Source organism: Ancylobacter defluvii (genome assembly GCF_018390605.1).
Classification (GTDB): domain Bacteria; phylum Pseudomonadota; class Alphaproteobacteria; order Rhizobiales; family Xanthobacteraceae; genus Ancylobacter; species Ancylobacter defluvii.
This window is the reverse complement of sequence record NZ_JAHBGD010000017.1, coordinates 55,850-71,108: the sequence shown is the minus strand read 5'-3', so window position 1 is coordinate 71,108 and position 15,259 is coordinate 55,850. Positions and strand designations below refer to the sequence as shown.

The following is a 15,259-nucleotide window of genomic DNA, read 5'->3' as shown; positions in this document are numbered from 1 at the left end:
TCAGCGGGTGATGACGATGCGGGTATCGGCGCGGCCATATTGGCGGATCAGCCGGTAGAACGCCCCGGCATGGGCGGGGGCGAGGCGGATGCAGCCATGCGAGGCCGGGCGGCCGAGCCGGCGCAGGTCGTTGGTGCCGTGGATCGCCCAGCCGCGATGGAAGAACACCGCATAGGGCATCGGCGCATTGTCGTATTTCCGGGAGAAATAGCTGCGATGCAGCCGCTGCGGCCGGAAGCTGCCGGTGGGGGTGAGATAGCCCTTGCGGGCGGTGGAGACCGGCCAGCTATAGTGCCGGGCGCCGTCCACCCAGACATTCATGCGCTGGCTGCCGATATCGACATAGGCGACGACGCCATTGGCCAGCGCCGGCGTCGCCATGTGCAGAAGCAGTGCGCCGAACAGCGCGGCGAGCACCGGTTTCATTTGCTTCGCGTCCCCGGCCGATAGACCGGAGATTACTCTGCCACGGCGATGCGCGCCGCGGCAGTGTGGTTGTTACGCATGGTCGGCACGGTGGCGCGGCTCAGGGAAGCGCGGCTCAGGGAAGCGCCCTTGGTGCCGGCGGCAGCGTTGCGGCAGCGTTGCCGGGCTCGTCGGCGGGGCGCGTGCCCGGTCGCTCGGCCGGCGGCGGCGGCGGGGCGGCGCTGTGCACGATGTGCGGCAGATTGTCGAATTCGCGGGCCTGCCAGTTGCGGTCGGTGTGCTTGTAGGAGACCCGGCAGCCGGACACGCAGAAGCGGGTGATCTCGGGCTGGTCGAGCACCAGCAGGTCGCTACCCAGCGTCTCCAGCCGGCGCGGATCGTCGACAAGATGCGTCGCCACCGTCCGGGTCATCAGGCCGGGGCCTGTGGACAGCCAGATGGATTCGCGGTCGCCGCGCAGCACCGCCGACACCGCATCCTCCAGCGCCTGCCCGATGACCGGGTGGTGCGGCCGCACGGCGATGAAGTTGTTGCCGATCGAGCCGTAATGCTCCTGCCGCAGCACCAGGCCGCGCCCGGAAATGGCGGCATCGAGCGAGGCCAGGCAGCGGTCGTCGGCGTCGGCATAGACGCCGCCCTCGGCGAACAGCACCGCCAGCCGCAGCAGGTCGACCTTGCCGGCTATGGTCGGCATATGCCGGAAGGCGCGCAGCAGCCGGCTGTCGGAGACCTGCCGGAGCCACTCCCTCGCCGAATCGAGCGAGTGCAGCGTGTAGCTCCAGCCGGGATTGTGTGCTCGCCAGCTGCCCATCAGCGTCATCACGTCGTCCGGGATCTCGGGGGTATCCCAGAACTGGTGGATGTGGCGCGGAATGGCGACGCGGTCGTCGGCTTCGGACGGCTTCTCGTCGAAGGCGCCGGTCTGGCGCAGGTGGATCATCAAGCCGATGGCGCAGCCGGTATGGTGGCGGTGCGCGTCGACCGTGGCGACCCAGTTTTCCAGCTTGTCCTGCTCGCGCGCGGCCTGGCCGGCGGCAAGGGCCTGCGGATCGGTCCAGAAATCGTTGAGGATTTCGCCCACCAGCCCCTGCGACACGTTCAGCATCCGCCGCTGCGGGGTACGCCGGTTGGCTTCGCGCAGGCACCGCCGGGCTTCGACGACGTCGAGCGCCATCAGGTGGATGTCGGCGAGGAGACGGTACTCGGGAGCGTCCAGATCCGACCGGTTCGAGTTCCGGTAGAGGTCGCGGGCTTTCTCGACCCGCCATTGGGCTTTGTACAGCACGGCCTTCAGCCGGTTGCGCAGACGATGATCCTTGCGGGTCTTGTCGGGAAGCCGCGCGATATGGGCGAGGGCGGCGTCGTACCGGCCGGTGATGATGTCGAGCCGGAAGCCGAGCGTCTGAAGATCGAGATCGCCGGGAAACCGGCTGACGGCGGAGGAAACCACCATTTCGGCCTCGGCCAGGCAGCCGATCTGCTGCAGGTGGCTTGCCAGCGCGTAATGCACGTCCGGATCGTCCTGCTTGGCCGCCAGTGCCTGGGCCAGCTTTTCCAGTGCCAGCCGGGTGGAGACCAGCCGACCCGAGGCATGGGCCAGTCCCAGCCACGCTTCGGTCGGCGATTCCGGGGTTTCGATGGCGCGCTCGAAGGTCTTGATCGCCTCGGCATCCCGATGGGAGGCCGATTGCCGCCTGCCGAGGGCGACCAGCAATTCGGGGTGCGCGGGTGCCGCTTCCAGAGCCTGCACCAGCACCGTCTCGGCTTCCTCGGTCCGGCCGAGGCGCGCCAGCAGCTTGCTCAACTCGAGCACCGGCGCGACAGAAGCAGGGTGGCGCGACCACCCCTGCCGCAGCAGGTCTTCGGCCTCCTCGGCATCTCCCTGCCGCCGCCGGAATTCGGCCAGCTGGAGGCGCAGCTCGAGCGCATCGGGGTCGGCTTCCAGCAGTGGACGCAGCACCGCTTCGGCTTCCGGCACCGCCTTTCGCGCCACCAGCATCTCGATGAGGGGCAGCCCGATCCGCGGCTCGCCGGGACAAAGCGACCATCCCTGTTGCAGCAGGGCTTCCGCCTGTTGCGGGTCGCGCTGCTTGCGCCGCAGATCGACGAGCAGCAGGCGCGCCTCGATCTGGTCGGGCAGCCGGTCGAGCACCTGCCGCAGGACGGCTTCGGCCTCGTTCAGCTGCTTGTCGGCGATCAGCAGTCTCGCGAGGCTGAGCCCGGCCTTGGACGGACCGGTGCCCGCCGCCCACAGCCGTACGAACAGCGCCGTCGCCTCGGTGCTGTCGCCGGCCTTGCGCCGCAGCTCGGCCAGCATCTGCAAGGGGATCGGCTTGCCGGGAGCGGTTTTCAGAATCTGGCGCAGCAGGGCTTCGGCCTTGCCGCGTTGGCCGGCGGCGATCAGCGCCTTGGCCTGGCTCAGGCGGTCGGTCGGCTGCGAACTCATGGCGTCACCCGTGGCATCGGTGGCGCCCGCCGGGCCTCGGTCGCGGCGCATGGAATCCGCGTGTCCCGCGAGGCGGATGGCCGGTGATGCGGGTGTGGCAGCTGTCGGGGGCCTGCGCAGGCGTCCGGCGAAAGATCAGAATGGGAAGGCACCATTATAATAATCAGCGCAAACCAGGATCAGGGTGTGAATGTGCGGCGGAGTTTGGACGGACGTCTTCAGCTTGTCCAGTGGTCGGTTCCTGAATTGGCTGATCCGATCAGGATGAAGATAATAATATGTAATAGTCATTGGGTGATGGATTTACTATTCGATTTCGCAAGTCTTCCTGGTGATGTGTTTTGTATCCGCATTCGGCAGATCGAATGCGCTGAAAAATATCGGCATATCGCCCGCAATGTCGAAGTGACGGTTGAAGGATACCTCGGCCGAGGAGCAGCGGGTGATCCCCGTCATCGCCCGCGGCGTTTCCTGCTGGCCTCTCACGGCCTCCGGCATCGGGACGAAGGCTGGGTGGGCAGGCAGGGGAGGCGGGAGAGAGCCGCTTTCCTAGTCTGGACTCGTTCAATTTCTTTCCGGCTTGCTCTAGCGTGGCGCCGCTTCGCATGAAGAGGGGATCGCGACATGCTGTTGATGCTGGCCGGGCTGGTGCTGTTTCTCGCCGCGCATGTGTTCACCACGTTCCGCGAGGCACGGGCCGGGATGGTGGCCCGTCTCGGGCTCGGCCCCTATCGGGCGGTCTATTCGCTGGTATCGGTCGCCGCGGTGCTGATGATCGCCTATGGCTATGGCGACTGGCGCGCGAGCGGTCCGGCGCAGCTCTGGCAGCCGCCGGTGGCGATGCGGCACATCGCGCTCACCCTGATGCTGCTCTCCACCATCGCCATCGGCGGCTATCTGGTGCCGAGCCACATCCGGGCGTGGCTGAAGCACCCGATGCTGGTCGGGGTGAAGCTCTGGGCGCTGGCGCATCTCCTCGCCAATGGCGACGCCGCCACCATGGTGCTGGCCGGCGCCATCCTGGCCTGGGCGGTCTATGACCGCATCTCGGTAAAAAGGCGCGGCGCGCCGCTGCCGGTTGCCCCGAAGGGATGGGGCGGGGACGTCGTTGCGGTGCTGGTCGGCCTCGTGCTTTATGCGGCGCTCGCCTTCTGGTTCCACCCGCATGTGGTCGGCGTGCCCGTCATGATGCCCTAAGATCGACGCCGGACGCCAAGAACCGGCCGAAACGAGGAAGTGCCCGATGTCCGTCCAGTCCGCCGCGCGCCGGCTCACCGCTCCCGACATCCGCGCCCGCAAGGGCGGCGAACCCATCGTCTCGCTCACCTCCTACCATGCCCATACCGCCCGGCTGGTCGATCCGCATGTCGATTTCATGCTGGTCGGTGATTCGCTCGGCATGGTGATGCACGGCATGGAGACCACGGTGCCGGTCACCGTCGAGATGATGATCCTGCAGGGGCAGGCGGTGATGCGCGGCTCGTCGCGGGCGCTGGTGGTGGTGGACCTGCCGTTCGGCTCCTATGAGGGCTCGCCGCAGCAGGCTTTCGCCACCGCCTCGAAGGTGCTGAAGGAAACCGGCGCCGGCGCCATCAAGCTCGAGGGCGGGCGGCGCATGGCCGAGACGGTGCGCTTCCTCGCCGATCGCGGCGTGCCGGTAATGGGCCATGTCGGCCTCACCCCGCAGGCGATCAACACGCTCGGCTCGTTCAAGGCGCTGGGCCGCGACGAGGCGAGCGCCGAACTGATCCTCAACGACGCCCGCGCCATCGCCGATGCCGGGGCCTTCGCCATCGTGCTGGAGGCGATCTCCGAGCCGCTGGCGCGCCAGATCACCGCCGAGGTCGCCCCGCCGACCATCGGCATCGGCGGCTCGCCGGCCTGCGACGGCCAGATCCTGGTGCTGGAGGACATGCTCGGCCTCAGCGACCGGGTGCCACGCTTCGTCAAGAAGTTTGCCGAGATCGGCCCGGCCATCGGCGCCGCGGTGGAGGCCTATGCCAGCGAGGTGCGTTCGCGCTCCTTCCCCGCCGCCGAGCATGTCTACGCGCCCAAGAAAGTGTGACCGGGGCAAACTGCGGCGCCTCGGCGCGGTATTTGCCTTGCTGAAGCCGCATCGCTAGTTTACGCGGCCCTTTCCGGTGCCGGAACGCCGCCGCTCCCCGCGCGGCTCCGGTGCTCCCTGACAGTTTTCCCACGGATCGCGACATGGCTGACATTTTCCACGAAATCGACGAGGACCTTCGTCGCGAGCGGTTCGCCCGCCTGTGGAAGCGCTATGGCGGGCTGCTGATCGCGGTGGCGGTGCTGATCGTCGCCGGCGTCGCGGTCTGGCGCGGCGTCGAGTGGTGGAACCTGCAGCAGCAGCAGGAATCCAGCCTCCGCTTCGAGGCGGCGATGAAGCTTGCCGCCGACGGCAAGAACGGCGAGGCGGAGGCCGCCTTCGCCGCGCTGGAGAAGGACGGCACCGCCGGCTACAGCGTGCTGTCCCGCTTCCGCGCCGCCGCCGCGCTGGCTCCGACCGACCGCGCCGCGGCGGTGGCGGCGTATGACGCCATCGCCAACGACACGAAGATCAGCCCGCTGATGCGCGACCTCGCCCGGTTGCGCGCCGGCTTCCTGCTGGTGGACACCGCCCCGGCGGCCGACATCACCGCGCGCCTGCAGCCGCTGGCCGATCCCGCCGGGACGTTCCGCAATTCCGCGCGCGAGATCATCGGTCTCGCCCAGTACAAGGCCGGCGACTACGCCGCCGCCGCCAAGACCTTCGAGGCGGTCCTCGCCGATGGGCAGGCGGCGCCGGGCCTGCGCCAGCGTGCCGATCTGATGCAGAAGCTCGCCAGCGCGAGCGCTCCCGCCGAAGCGACGCCGCCTGCCGAGGCGGCGCCCGCCGCCGCGCCGGCGGCTCCGGCCGTACAGTAGGAGGGGTAGGGATGCCGTCCAGCCAACGTGTTACCGGGCGCTCCGTGCGCCGTGCGGCCCTGGTGATGGCCGCGCTGTCGCTCGCCTTCGCCACCGCCGGCTGCGGATCGATGGATATCGACAAGCTCAATCCCTTCGCGGAGAAGGAAAAGAAGCTGCCGGGCGCGCGCACGGCGGTGTTTCCGGAAGGCGTGCCGGGCGTCGATTACAACGCGGCGCCGCAGCAGCCGGCCAATTCCGGCTATGATTATTCCACTCCGGCCGCCGACAGCCCGTCTGCCGCCGGCCAGCCGGCCACCGTGCCGGCCCAGTAAACAACGGCGCGGGGGCGCCATCCGATGACCATGACCGTCGCCATCGTCGGCCGCCCGAATGTGGGCAAGTCGACGCTGTTCAACCGCCTCGTCGGCAAGCGCCTCGCGCTGGTCGACGACCGCCCCGGCGTGACCCGTGACCGGCGCGAGGGCGAGGCCCGGCTCGGCCATTTGTCGTTCCGCGTCATCGATACCGCCGGGCTGGAAGAGGCCAAGGCGGAAAGCCTCGAAGGCCGCATGCGCGCCCAGACCGAGGCGGCGATCGACGATGCCGACGTGCTGCTGTTCCTCATCGACGCCCGCGCCGGCCTTACCCCTACCGACCGCGCCTTCGCAGAGCTGGCCCGCCGCTCCGGCAAGCACACCATCCTGGTCGCCAACAAGAGCGAGGGCCGCGACGCCGTTGCCGGCGCGCTCGATGCCTATGCGCTCGGCCTCGGCGATCCGGTGGAGCTTTCCGCCGAGCATGGCGAGGGCATGGGCGAACTGGTGCGGGCGCTGGTGCAGTGCTTCCCGGATGACGATGAGGCCTTCGACGAGGAGGTCGAGGAGCGCGACGGCGAGCGGCCGATCCGCGTCGCCGTGCTCGGCCGTCCCAATGCCGGCAAGTCGACGCTGATCAACGCGCTGCTCGGCGAGGACCGGCTGCTCACCGGCCCGGAGGCCGGCATCACCCGCGATTCCATCGCGGTGGATGTCGAGCGCCACGGGGTGAAGCTGAAGCTGTTCGACACCGCCGGCATGCGCAAGCGCGCCCGCGTCGAGGACAAGCTGGAGAAGCTCTCGGTGGCCGACGGCCTGCGCGCCGCTCGCTTCGCCGAGGTGGTGGTGGTGATGATGGATGCCACCCATCCCTTCGAGGAGCAGGATCTGCGCATCGCCGACCTGGTGGTGCGCGAGGGGCGGGCGCTGGTGATCGCGGTGTCCAAGAGCGATCTGGTGCGGGATCAGGCCGGCATCGCCAAGAAGATGCGCGAGGAGGCCGATCACTGGCTGCCGCAGGCGCGTGGCATGCCGGTGGTGATGGTCTCCGGCCTCACCGGCGACGGCCTCGACCGGCTGGTGAAGGCGATCGAGCAGACCTATGAGGTGTGGAACCGCCGCGTCGCCACCAACCCGCTGAACCGCTGGCTTATCGAGACCACGACCGACCATCCGCCGCCGGCGGTGTCGGGCCGCCGCATCAAGCTGCGCTACATCACCCAGCCCAAGAGCCGGCCGCCGAGTTTCGTGCTGTTCTGCTCGCGGGCGGATGCGCTGCCGGAGAGCTATATCCGCTATCTGGTGAACGGGCTGCGCGCCACCTTCGACCTGCCCGGCGTGCCGATCCGCCTCACGCTGCGCGAGAAGGACAACCCCTACGCCGAGAAGGACTGAGGCCGGGCACGGAGGTTGAGGCGGCTCCCTCTCCCATCGGGGAGAGGCCTGGGGTGAGGGGTCTTCTTCGCCTCCCAATCGCGTCGCCCCTCACCGACCCGCTACGCGGGCCACCTCTCCCCAACGGGGGAGAGGGAAGTGCCGGGGCAGCCGGATCGGCCATGGCGCCCGCGTGCATTTGCTCCGCCCTTGGGAATGCTGGAACGCCTCGACCCGCCAGATGAGGGCCGCTCCCTCTCCCCGAGGGGGAGAGGGGTGGGGTGAGGGGGCTCCACGGCCGGCAATGTTGTCGCCCCTCACCGACCCGCTACGCGGGCCACCTCTCCCCAACGGGGGAGAGGGACGTGCCGGGGCAGCCGGATCGGCCATGGCGCCCGCGTGCATTTGCTCCGCCCTTGGGAATGCTGGAACGCCTCGACCTGCCAGATGAAGGCCGCTCCCTCTCCCCGAGGGGGAGAGGGGTGGGGTGAGGGGTCTTCTTCGCCTCCCAATCGCGTCGCCCCTCACCGACCCGCTACGCGGGCCACCTCTCCCCAACGGGGAGAGGGAAGTGCCGGGGCAGCCGGATCGGCCATGGCGCCCGCGTGCATTTGCTCCCCCCTTGGGGATGCCGGAGCCGCCGCATGAGCAGGATGAGGCCGGTCGAGCCCGGATCACCGCGCCTGCGGGCAGGATGCCGGTCGGCTAGCCGCTGGATCCTCTCCTCATCGCAGCGGCGGCAGCCTTCTTCGCACCGCCTGCGACTTGATGACCGCCGTCGAGGTCACCGCGTGCTCGGCCAGCGCCTCCAGCACCCCGTCCATCTCCTCGATGTCGCGCACCACCAATTGGGCGAGGAACGGGTCGTCGCCGGTGATCTTGTGGCACTCGACGATGTTCGGGCAGGCGTCGATCAGCTTCTCCACCAGATGCAGCTTGCCGGGTAGCGGCCGGATGCGGACCATGGCGCGGATGGCATAGCCGAGCGCGCGCGGCTCGATCTCCGCCGAGAAGCCCTTGAGCACCCCGGCCGCTTCCAGCCGCCGCACCCGTTCGGCGACGCCGGGCGCCGACATGCCGATCAGGCGGGCGAGTTCGCTCATGGTGATCCGCGCATCCCGATCCAGCGCGCTGAGAATGCCGGCATCGAGCGCGTCGAGCCCGGGTTCGGTGCCTTGAAGCCGCATCGCCGCTCTCCCCTTCGAATGAAAGGCATATTTGCCAGATCGGCTTGGTTTCTCCATTCGAATCGACGGCGGCGAATGCCATTCTCGCCGCCTCTCGAATCGGATCCTCCGACATGCTCATCGGCATCCTCGCGGGCCTCGTCACCGGCGCGCTGTGGGGTCTTTCCTTCGTGGCGCCGCGGGCCGTCCTGCCCTTCACCGCGCTCGAGCTTTCGGTCGCGCGCTATCTGCTATTCGGCCTGGTCTGCGTCCTGCTGATGGTGGATGCCCGCTTCCGGCCGCTCGGTCTCACGCGCCGGCAGCGGGCGGTCGGCTTCGCGCTCGGGGCCTTCGGCTATTTCGGCTACTTCCTCACCATTTCCTACGCCGTGCTGCTCGCCGGCGCGGTGGTGCCGCCGCTGATCGCCGGCACCGCGCCGGTCGTGCTGGCGGTGATCGGCAATCTGCGCGAGCCGGCGGTAGCCTGGCACCGGCTGGTGGCGCCGCTCGGCCTCATTGCCGCCGGGCTGGCGGTGGTGAACGCCGACGGGCTCGGCGAGGCGACGCCGGCCGAGGCCGGGGCGATGCTGGCCGGCATCGGCCTGGCAGCGGCATCGCTGGCGATCTGGGTGGTCTACGGGCTGGTCAATGCGGTGGTGATGCGCACCGACGGCGCGCCCTCGGCCCTGCGCTGGACCGGGTTGCAGGGGCTTGGCGCCGGCACGGCTGCGGTGCTGCTGCTGCCGGTGGTGCTGCGGGCGCCCACGCTGCCGCCGGCGCCCGAGGATGCCATGCGCTTCCTGGTCTGGGTGCTGCTGATGGGCGGCGTGGTGTCCTGGTTCGGCACCTATTGCTGGGTGGTGGCGGCGCGGCGGCTGCCGCTGGCCCTCTCCGCGCAGCTCATCGTCGCCGAGACGGTGTTCGGCCTCGGCTACGGCCTTGCCTATGAGCAACGCCTGCCGACTCTGCCCGAGACGGTCGGCACGCTGCTGCAACTGGTCGGCGTGGTGGTGGCGGTGACGATCTTCACCCGCCGCCGCGGCGGGAGAGCGGAGCGGCCGGTCACGCCGGAGCCGGGAATTCCTTGAGGCTGCGGGTGGGGAAGTCGTAGAGCGTGCCGGTCTGGGTGAAGCTCGGCAGGCACAGAGCGAGGATCGCCTGCGCCACCTCTTCCGGTGCCGGCAGGGTGCTCGGGTCCTCGCTCGGGAAGGCCCGGGCCCGCATGCGGGTGCGGATCGGGCCGGGATTGATCAGGTTCACCTTGAGCGCCGAGATGTTGGCGGTCTCCGCCGCCCAGGTGCGGGCCAGCACTTCCAGCCCGGCCTTGGTCACCGCATAGGCGCCCCAGAAGGCGCGCGCCTTGTGCGCGGCGCCGGAGGAGACGAACACCGCCCGCCCGGCATCGGACTGCCGCAGCAGCGGGTCCATCGAGCGGATCAGCCGCCAGTTGGCGGTGAGGTTCACGTTGAGCGGGCCTTCCCAGTCCTTGGGCTCGATCTGCGCCAGCGGCGTCATCGGTCCGAGCACGCCGGCATTGCCGACCAGTATGTCGAGCTTGCCGAAGCGCTCGAACAGCGCGCCGCCCAGCCGGTCGATGCCGGCGAAGTCAAGTATGTCCAGCGGCACCAGCGTCGCGGTGGCGCCGGTGGCGACGATGGCGTCGTCGAGTTCCTCCAGCGCACCCTGGGTGCGGCCGGTGGCGATCACATGCGCGCCGGCTTCGGCGAGGGCGAGGGCGGTGGCACGGCCGATGCCGCGGGTCGCCCCGGTGACGAGGGCGAGGCGGCCTTCCAGCGGCCGCGCTTGGGTATCGGTCATCCGGCGTTCCTCGGCAGATTGTTGCTTGGCGATGTCAGTTGTCGTCGGTCAGGACCACGGAGGGCGCCGAGCGTTTGGCCGGGCCGTGGTTGACGGCCTCGATATTATTGCCCTCGGGGTCGAGGACGAAGGCGGCATAATAGCCCGGGTGATAGTCGCGATAGCCCGGCGCGCCGTTGTCGCGCCCGCCATTGGCGAGCGCTGTCTCGTAGAAGCGCTTCACGGTCTCGATGTCGGCTGCCTGGAAGGCGAGATGGGCGCGGCCGGTGGTCGGTTCGCCGGGCGAGACGAACAGCTCGTCGGCGTAGAAATAGCCGTCGCCCTCCACCACCGGCACGCCGATCACCGCCAGCACCGCCTTGTAGAAGCGGCGGCTGCCCTCGAAGTCGGACACCACCAGCTGGAGATGGTCGATCAGCCGCCCGCGATGCCACTGGTTCAGCTCGACCATGTCCAGTTCCTCGAAGTTGACGCGTGGCGGTGAACGACTCCCTCTCCCTGACGGGGAGAGGGTTGGGGTGAGGGGTCTTCGACGCTCGGCAGTCGCGCAGCCCCCGCACCGACCCGCTTCGCGGGCGACCTCTCAACTGAGGCCGGATGTTTCCGGCTTCGGCCTTGCCGGAACCGAGTTCGGCAACAGCCGGGCTCGGGCGGGGAGAGGGATCGGCCCCCTCAGCTCGCTTCGGCCAGCAGCGACAGCTGGCGCGACGGCACCTCGCCGGTGCGGTCGGTCAGCGGCGTCGGGTACTCGCCGGTGAAGCAGTGGTCGGTGAACTGCGGCTGCAGGTTGTCGCGGCCCTCGAAGCCCATGGCGCGGTAGATGCCGTCGATGGACAGGAAGGCAAGGCTGTCGGCGCCGATATAGCGGCGCATGCCTTCGAGGTCATGGGTGGCGGCGAGCAGCTTGTCGCGGTCCGGCGTGTCGATGCCGTAATAGTCCGGGTGGGTGATCGGCGGCGAGGAGATGCGGAAATGCACCTCGCGCGCCCCGGCCTCGCGCATCATGCGCACGATTTTGACCGACGTCGTGCCGCGGACAAGACTGTCGTCGATCAGCACGATGCGCTTGCCCTCGACCACCGAGCGGTTGGCCGAGTGCTTCATCCGCACGCCCTGGTCGCGCACCGATTGGGTCGGCTGGATGAAGGTGCGCCCGACATAATGGTTGCGGATGATGCCGAGCTCATAGGGCAGGCCGGAGGCCTGCGAATAGCCGATTGCCGCCGGCACGCCGGAATCCGGCACCGGCACCACCAGGTCGGCCTCGGCCGGAGCCTCGGCGGCGAGCTGGTAGCCCATGTTCTTGCGCACCTGGTACACCGAGCGCCCGCCCACCACCGAGTCCGGCCGGGCGAAATAGATGTACTCGAAGATGCAGGGGCGCGGCGTCATCGCCGGGAACGGGCGCAGCGTCTCCACCTTGTCGGAGGAGAACACGATCACTTCGCCGGGCTCGACGTCCCGCACGAAACGCGCACCGATTATGTCGAGGGCGCATGTCTCGGAGGTGAGGATCGGGTGGCCGTCGAGCTCGCCGAGCACCAGCGGGCGGATGCCGAGCGGGTCGCGGGCGCCGACCAGCTTCTTGTTGGTGAGGCCGACAAAGGCGTAGGCGCCCTCGATCAGCTTCAGCGCGTCGATGAAACGCTCGGTGAAGCGCGGCCGCTTGGAGCGGGCGACGAGGTGCAGCATCACCTCGGTGTCGGAGGTCGACTGGCAGATGGCGCCGTCGCGGATGATCTGCCGGCGCAGCGTCAGGCCATTGGTGAGGTTGCCGTTATGGGCGATGGCGAAGCCGCCGCCGTCGAGCTCGGCGAACAGCGGCTGCACATTGCGCAGTATGGTCTCGCCGGTGGTGGAATAGCGCACATGGCCGACCGCGATGTGGCCCGGCAGGCGCTTGATCGCCTCGCCATCGGAGAAGGCGTCGCCGACGAGGCCGAGCCGGCGCTCGGAGTGGAAGCGCTGGCCGTCGAAGGTGACGATGCCAGCGGCTTCCTGGCCGCGATGCTGCAAGGCGTGCAGCCCCAGCGCGGTGATCGCCGCCGCGTCGGGATGGCCGAACACGCCGAACACGCCGCATTCCTCGCGCAGCGTATCGCCATAGGGGTCGAAAGTGTCGGTTCCCGGCTGGCGCGAGGCGGCACGTCTCTCGCCCGTGAGGTCGATGGCCGAATTCTCAAGGGTCCTATGGGTCATGTGACCTTGCTCCGCTCCACGCAGTCCCGGCTGCGCACGCTTCCGCGTGTGTGCTCCGAAGCGCCTTTATTGAACAGGAATAACTTCCCGCCCGCCAAAAGCGTTCCGGTGTCTCGATCCGAACGCCGCAGCGCCGGAAACGATCCCGTTCCGGCGCTGCGTGCGAATTCACTGTGCCGGAGGGGCGGCCGGTCCCGGAGCAACGGGCTCCGGGGGAGGTTCGGTCGGTTCGGCGTCCTTCGGGCTGCGAATGTCGCGTATCAGCTTCTCGGGATCTTCCGGCAACACGGAAATGAGCCAGTCGCCCGCACTTTGCAAGACCACCCGCGAATGCGCGTTGCGAATCCAGTCGGGCTGCCCCTGCTCGTTCTGGACCAGCCAGTTGAAGAACAGGAAGGCGACCACCATTATAAGGAATCCGCGTGCGAGACCGAACAGGAAACCCAGCGTGCGGTCGAGCGCGCCGATGCGGCTGTCGAGGATCGCATCCGAGATGCGCACGGTGATGATCGAGACGACCAGCAGCGTCACCAGGAACAGGCCGCCCACCGTCGCCGCCATGGCGAAGGTATCGTTGCTTATATATTGCTTGGCATAGGGCAGCAGGTGCGGGTAGCCGTACAGGGTTACCGCGGCAGCTGCGATCCAGGAGGCGATGGCGAAGACCTCGCGCACGAGGCCGCGGACCATGGCCAGCAGGCCGGAGATCACCATCACGGCGAGAAGGATGATGTCGAGCAGCGTCAAATCAAGCACACCGTGATCAAAGCGATGGCCCGCAGGCAAGACCGCGGGGGCGAATCTGCAAAGTCGGCACCCTGCGCGGGCCGGCGAGGTATAGCGCGGCCGGCCTGTCGCGTCATCCCTGTTGGGGTGTCTTCTTGGTGCCTCGCCTGTCGTATCTGTTGGTAAGCCGGGAGATCGGGCCACGCCCTTCGCCATCTGCCCCGGTCGGCGGGGCGATCCGCTGGCGTGGCGACGGATTGGCGTCCCCCGAGGCAGGTACTTGCCGGCGCGTGAGCAGGGGGAAGCTGGCCGGCAGAGCCGGAGATGCCCGCGCCCCCTTCCTCACGGCAAGCCCTTCTGGGCCTCCCCGCGTGGGCTAGGCCTCTTCCACCGCCCGCGGGCTCCGCCGCGTCCCGCGCGCGGCGATGCCGGCGACCAGATCGGCCAGCGAGCCGATGACGTCGAGCGGGATCGGCGACGCGCCCCCCTCTCGTTCTTTACCCCCGCGTTCCTTGTTCTTGGCGTCCGGGAGCACCGCGCGGGCGAAGCCGAGCTTGGCGGCTTCCTTCAGCCGCGCCGGGGCATGCGGCACCGGCCGGGCGGCGCCGGTAAGGCTGATCTCGCCGAAATACACGCTGTCGGCCGGCAGCACCGCCCCGGAGAGCGACGATACCAGCGCCGCCGCCACTGCGAGGTCGGCGGCCGGTTCGGAGATGCGGAAGCCGCCGGCGACGTTGAGATGCACGTCGTGGCCGCCGAGCTTGATGCCGCAGCGCGCCTCCAGCACCGCCAGCACCATGGACAGCCGCGAGGGGTCCCAGCCGACCACCGCCCGGCGCGGCGTGCCGAGGCTGGTCGGCACCACCAGCGCCTGGATTTCCACCAGCACCGGCCGGGTGCCCTCCATGCCGGCATAGACCGCGGTGCCCGGCGCGCCGCGATCGCGGTTGGAAAGGAACAGCTCCGAGGGATTCGCCACCTCTTCGAGCCCCAGCCCGGTCATTTCGAACACGCCGATCTCGTCGGTCGGCCCGAAGCGGTTCTTCTGCGCCCGCAGGATGCGGAACTGATGCGCGCCGTCGCCCTCGAAGGACAGCACCGCGTCGACCATGTGCTCGACGACGCGCGGGCCGGCGATCTGGCCGTCCTTGGTCACATGGCCGACAAGGATGACGGCGGCGCCGGCCTGCTTGGCGTAGCGGATCAGGATCTGCGCCGAGGAGCGCACCTGCGTCACCGTGCCGGGGGCGGATTCGGCGGTGTCGGTCCACATGGTCTGGATGGAATCGATCACCACCATCGCCGGGGTCCTTCCCTGGGAGAGGGTGGCGGCGATGTCCTCGACATTGGTCTCCGCGGCCAGCTCGACGGGCGCGTTCGCGAGGCCGAGCCGCTCGGCGCGCAGCCGCACCTGCTCCACCGCCTCCTCGCCGGAGACATAGATGACGCGGTGGCCGGCGCGGGCGAGCGTCGCCGAGACCTGGATCAGCAGCGTCGATTTGCCGATGCCGGGATCACCGCCGATCAGCAGTACCGAGCCCGGCACGATGCCGCCGCCGGTGACGCGGTCGAATTCGGCGATGCGGGTCTGGGTGCGCGGCGGGCTTTCGCTGGAGCCGGCGAGCGATTGCAGTTCGATCAGCCGGCCCTTGCGGCCGGAGCGGTGGGCGACCGGCAGGCTGACCGTGGCGGGGGATTCTTCGGCGATGCTGTTCCAGGCGCCACAGGCATCGCATTTGCCCTGCCAGCGGGAATGCACCGCGCCGCACGCCTGGCAGATGAAGGACGGTGATTTCTTGGCCATCGGCGGCGGGTCCGTGCGGGTGGGAAGGCGTTCCCCTATGTTGCATGCCGCGCGCTGGGCGCAAGCCTCCCGATCGCGCGGC

General features: G+C 69.1%; 15 protein-coding genes. 6 read left to right on the top strand and 9 right to left on the bottom strand.

Annotation, left to right across the window (positions count from 1 at the left end; genetic code table 11):
- The 3 genes from KHC24_RS12010 to KHC24_RS12000 all read right to left on the bottom strand — a co-directional run bounded on the left by KHC24_RS12010 (position 1) and on the right by KHC24_RS12000 (position 3,328).
- Complete coding sequence (locus KHC24_RS12010; RefSeq protein ID WP_213363513.1) at positions 1–426, bottom strand: L,D-transpeptidase; 426 nt, start codon at positions 424–426, stop codon at positions 1–3.
- A 115-nt stretch (positions 427–541) separates the two neighbouring features.
- Entirely contained in the window at positions 542–2,872 is a 2,331-nt protein-coding gene (locus KHC24_RS12005) for a tetratricopeptide repeat protein (protein ID WP_213363512.1), read from the bottom strand.
- Between the two features lie 306 nt (positions 2,873–3,178).
- Positions 3,179–3,328, bottom strand: a complete 150-nt coding sequence (locus tag KHC24_RS12000) for a hypothetical protein (RefSeq protein WP_213363511.1) — start codon at positions 3,326–3,328, stop codon at positions 3,179–3,181.
- 168 nt (positions 3,329–3,496) lie between these two features.
- Here KHC24_RS12000 and KHC24_RS11995 point away from each other — a divergent pair, with 168 nt between their 5' ends.
- The 5 genes from KHC24_RS11995 (at position 3,497) to der (ending at position 7,485) form a co-directional block, all read left to right on the top strand.
- Positions 3,497–4,069, top strand: coding sequence for an NnrU family protein (locus KHC24_RS11995; RefSeq protein WP_213363510.1), 573 nt, complete (start codon positions 3,497–3,499; stop codon positions 4,067–4,069).
- Positions 4,070–4,115: 46 nt separating this feature from the next.
- On the top strand, positions 4,116–4,937 hold the full coding sequence (panB, locus tag KHC24_RS11990; protein ID WP_213363509.1) for a 3-methyl-2-oxobutanoate hydroxymethyltransferase: 822 nt from the start codon (positions 4,116–4,118) through the stop codon (positions 4,935–4,937).
- Positions 4,938–5,080: 143 nt separating this feature from the next.
- Positions 5,081–5,794: a tetratricopeptide repeat protein gene (locus KHC24_RS11985; RefSeq protein WP_213363508.1), complete on the top strand. Its 714-nt coding sequence runs from the start codon at positions 5,081–5,083 to the stop codon at positions 5,792–5,794.
- Between the two features lie 11 nt (positions 5,795–5,805).
- Positions 5,806–6,108, top strand: coding sequence for a hypothetical protein (locus KHC24_RS11980; RefSeq protein ID WP_213363507.1), 303 nt, complete (start codon positions 5,806–5,808; stop codon positions 6,106–6,108).
- A 24-nt stretch (positions 6,109–6,132) separates the two neighbouring features.
- Entirely contained in the window at positions 6,133–7,485 is a 1,353-nt protein-coding gene (der, locus tag KHC24_RS11975) for a ribosome biogenesis GTPase Der (RefSeq protein WP_213363506.1), read from the top strand.
- 704 nt (positions 7,486–8,189) lie between these two features.
- Here der and KHC24_RS11970 read toward each other — a convergent pair.
- Positions 8,190–8,651, bottom strand: coding sequence for an Lrp/AsnC family transcriptional regulator (locus KHC24_RS11970; protein WP_213363505.1), 462 nt, complete (start codon positions 8,649–8,651; stop codon positions 8,190–8,192).
- A 113-nt stretch (positions 8,652–8,764) separates the two neighbouring features.
- On the opposite strand from KHC24_RS11970, the gene KHC24_RS11965 reads away from it, so the two are divergent.
- Positions 8,765–9,718 carry a DMT family transporter gene (locus KHC24_RS11965; RefSeq protein ID WP_213363504.1) on the top strand — a complete coding sequence of 318 codons (954 nt, stop codon included), beginning with the start codon at positions 8,765–8,767 and terminating at the stop codon, positions 9,716–9,718.
- On the opposite strand, the gene KHC24_RS11960 is transcribed toward KHC24_RS11965, so the two are convergent.
- The 5 genes from KHC24_RS11960 to radA form a co-directional block, all read right to left on the bottom strand.
- Positions 9,693–10,448 carry an SDR family NAD(P)-dependent oxidoreductase gene (locus KHC24_RS11960; protein WP_213363503.1) on the bottom strand — a complete coding sequence of 252 codons (756 nt, stop codon included), beginning with the start codon at positions 10,446–10,448 and terminating at the stop codon, positions 9,693–9,695. The genes KHC24_RS11965 and KHC24_RS11960 overlap by 26 nt on opposite strands.
- A gap of 34 nt (positions 10,449–10,482) precedes the next feature.
- Complete coding sequence (locus tag KHC24_RS11955; RefSeq protein ID WP_213363502.1) at positions 10,483–10,899, bottom strand: VOC family protein; 417 nt, start codon at positions 10,897–10,899, stop codon at positions 10,483–10,485.
- 221 nt (positions 10,900–11,120) lie between these two features.
- Positions 11,121–12,647 carry an amidophosphoribosyltransferase gene (gene purF / locus KHC24_RS11950; RefSeq protein WP_246546839.1) on the bottom strand — a complete coding sequence of 509 codons (1,527 nt, stop codon included), beginning with the start codon at positions 12,645–12,647 and terminating at the stop codon, positions 11,121–11,123.
- 168 nt (positions 12,648–12,815) lie between these two features.
- Positions 12,816–13,394 carry a CvpA family protein gene (locus KHC24_RS11945; protein ID WP_213363887.1) on the bottom strand — a complete coding sequence of 193 codons (579 nt, stop codon included), beginning with the start codon at positions 13,392–13,394 and terminating at the stop codon, positions 12,816–12,818.
- Positions 13,395–13,749: 355 nt separating this feature from the next.
- Positions 13,750–15,177 carry a DNA repair protein RadA gene (gene radA / locus KHC24_RS11940; RefSeq protein ID WP_213363501.1) on the bottom strand — a complete coding sequence of 476 codons (1,428 nt, stop codon included), beginning with the start codon at positions 15,175–15,177 and terminating at the stop codon, positions 13,750–13,752.
- Positions 15,178–15,259: the final 82 nt, after the last annotated feature.

What these genes read in the sequence shown, in the direction of transcription:
- KHC24_RS12010 (WP_213363513.1), bottom strand. Translation starts at nt 426, where the DNA reads ATGAAACCGGTGCTCGCCGCGCTGTTCGGCGCACTGCTTCTGCACATG.
- KHC24_RS12005 (WP_213363512.1), bottom strand. Translation starts at nt 2,872, where the DNA reads ATGAGTTCGCAGCCGACCGACCGCCTGAGCCAGGCCAAGGCGCTGATC.
- KHC24_RS12000 (WP_213363511.1), bottom strand. Translation starts at nt 3,328, where the DNA reads ATGACGGGGATCACCCGCTGCTCCTCGGCCGAGGTATCCTTCAACCGT.
- KHC24_RS11995 (WP_213363510.1), top strand. Translation starts at nt 3,497, where the DNA reads ATGCTGTTGATGCTGGCCGGGCTGGTGCTGTTTCTCGCCGCGCATGTG.
- panB (WP_213363509.1), top strand. Translation starts at nt 4,116, where the DNA reads ATGTCCGTCCAGTCCGCCGCGCGCCGGCTCACCGCTCCCGACATCCGC.
- KHC24_RS11985 (WP_213363508.1), top strand. Translation starts at nt 5,081, where the DNA reads ATGGCTGACATTTTCCACGAAATCGACGAGGACCTTCGTCGCGAGCGG.
- KHC24_RS11980 (WP_213363507.1), top strand. Translation starts at nt 5,806, where the DNA reads ATGCCGTCCAGCCAACGTGTTACCGGGCGCTCCGTGCGCCGTGCGGCC.
- der (WP_213363506.1), top strand. Translation starts at nt 6,133, where the DNA reads ATGACCATGACCGTCGCCATCGTCGGCCGCCCGAATGTGGGCAAGTCG.
- KHC24_RS11970 (WP_213363505.1), bottom strand. Translation starts at nt 8,651, where the DNA reads ATGCGGCTTCAAGGCACCGAACCCGGGCTCGACGCGCTCGATGCCGGC.
- KHC24_RS11965 (WP_213363504.1), top strand. Translation starts at nt 8,765, where the DNA reads ATGCTCATCGGCATCCTCGCGGGCCTCGTCACCGGCGCGCTGTGGGGT.
- KHC24_RS11960 (WP_213363503.1), bottom strand. Translation starts at nt 10,448, where the DNA reads ATGACCGATACCCAAGCGCGGCCGCTGGAAGGCCGCCTCGCCCTCGTC.
- KHC24_RS11955 (WP_213363502.1), bottom strand. Translation starts at nt 10,899, where the DNA reads ATGGTCGAGCTGAACCAGTGGCATCGCGGGCGGCTGATCGACCATCTC.
- purF (WP_246546839.1), bottom strand. Translation starts at nt 12,647, where the DNA reads ATGACCCATAGGACCCTTGAGAATTCGGCCATCGACCTCACGGGCGAG.
- radA (WP_213363501.1), bottom strand. Translation starts at nt 15,177, where the DNA reads ATGGCCAAGAAATCACCGTCCTTCATCTGCCAGGCGTGCGGCGCGGTG.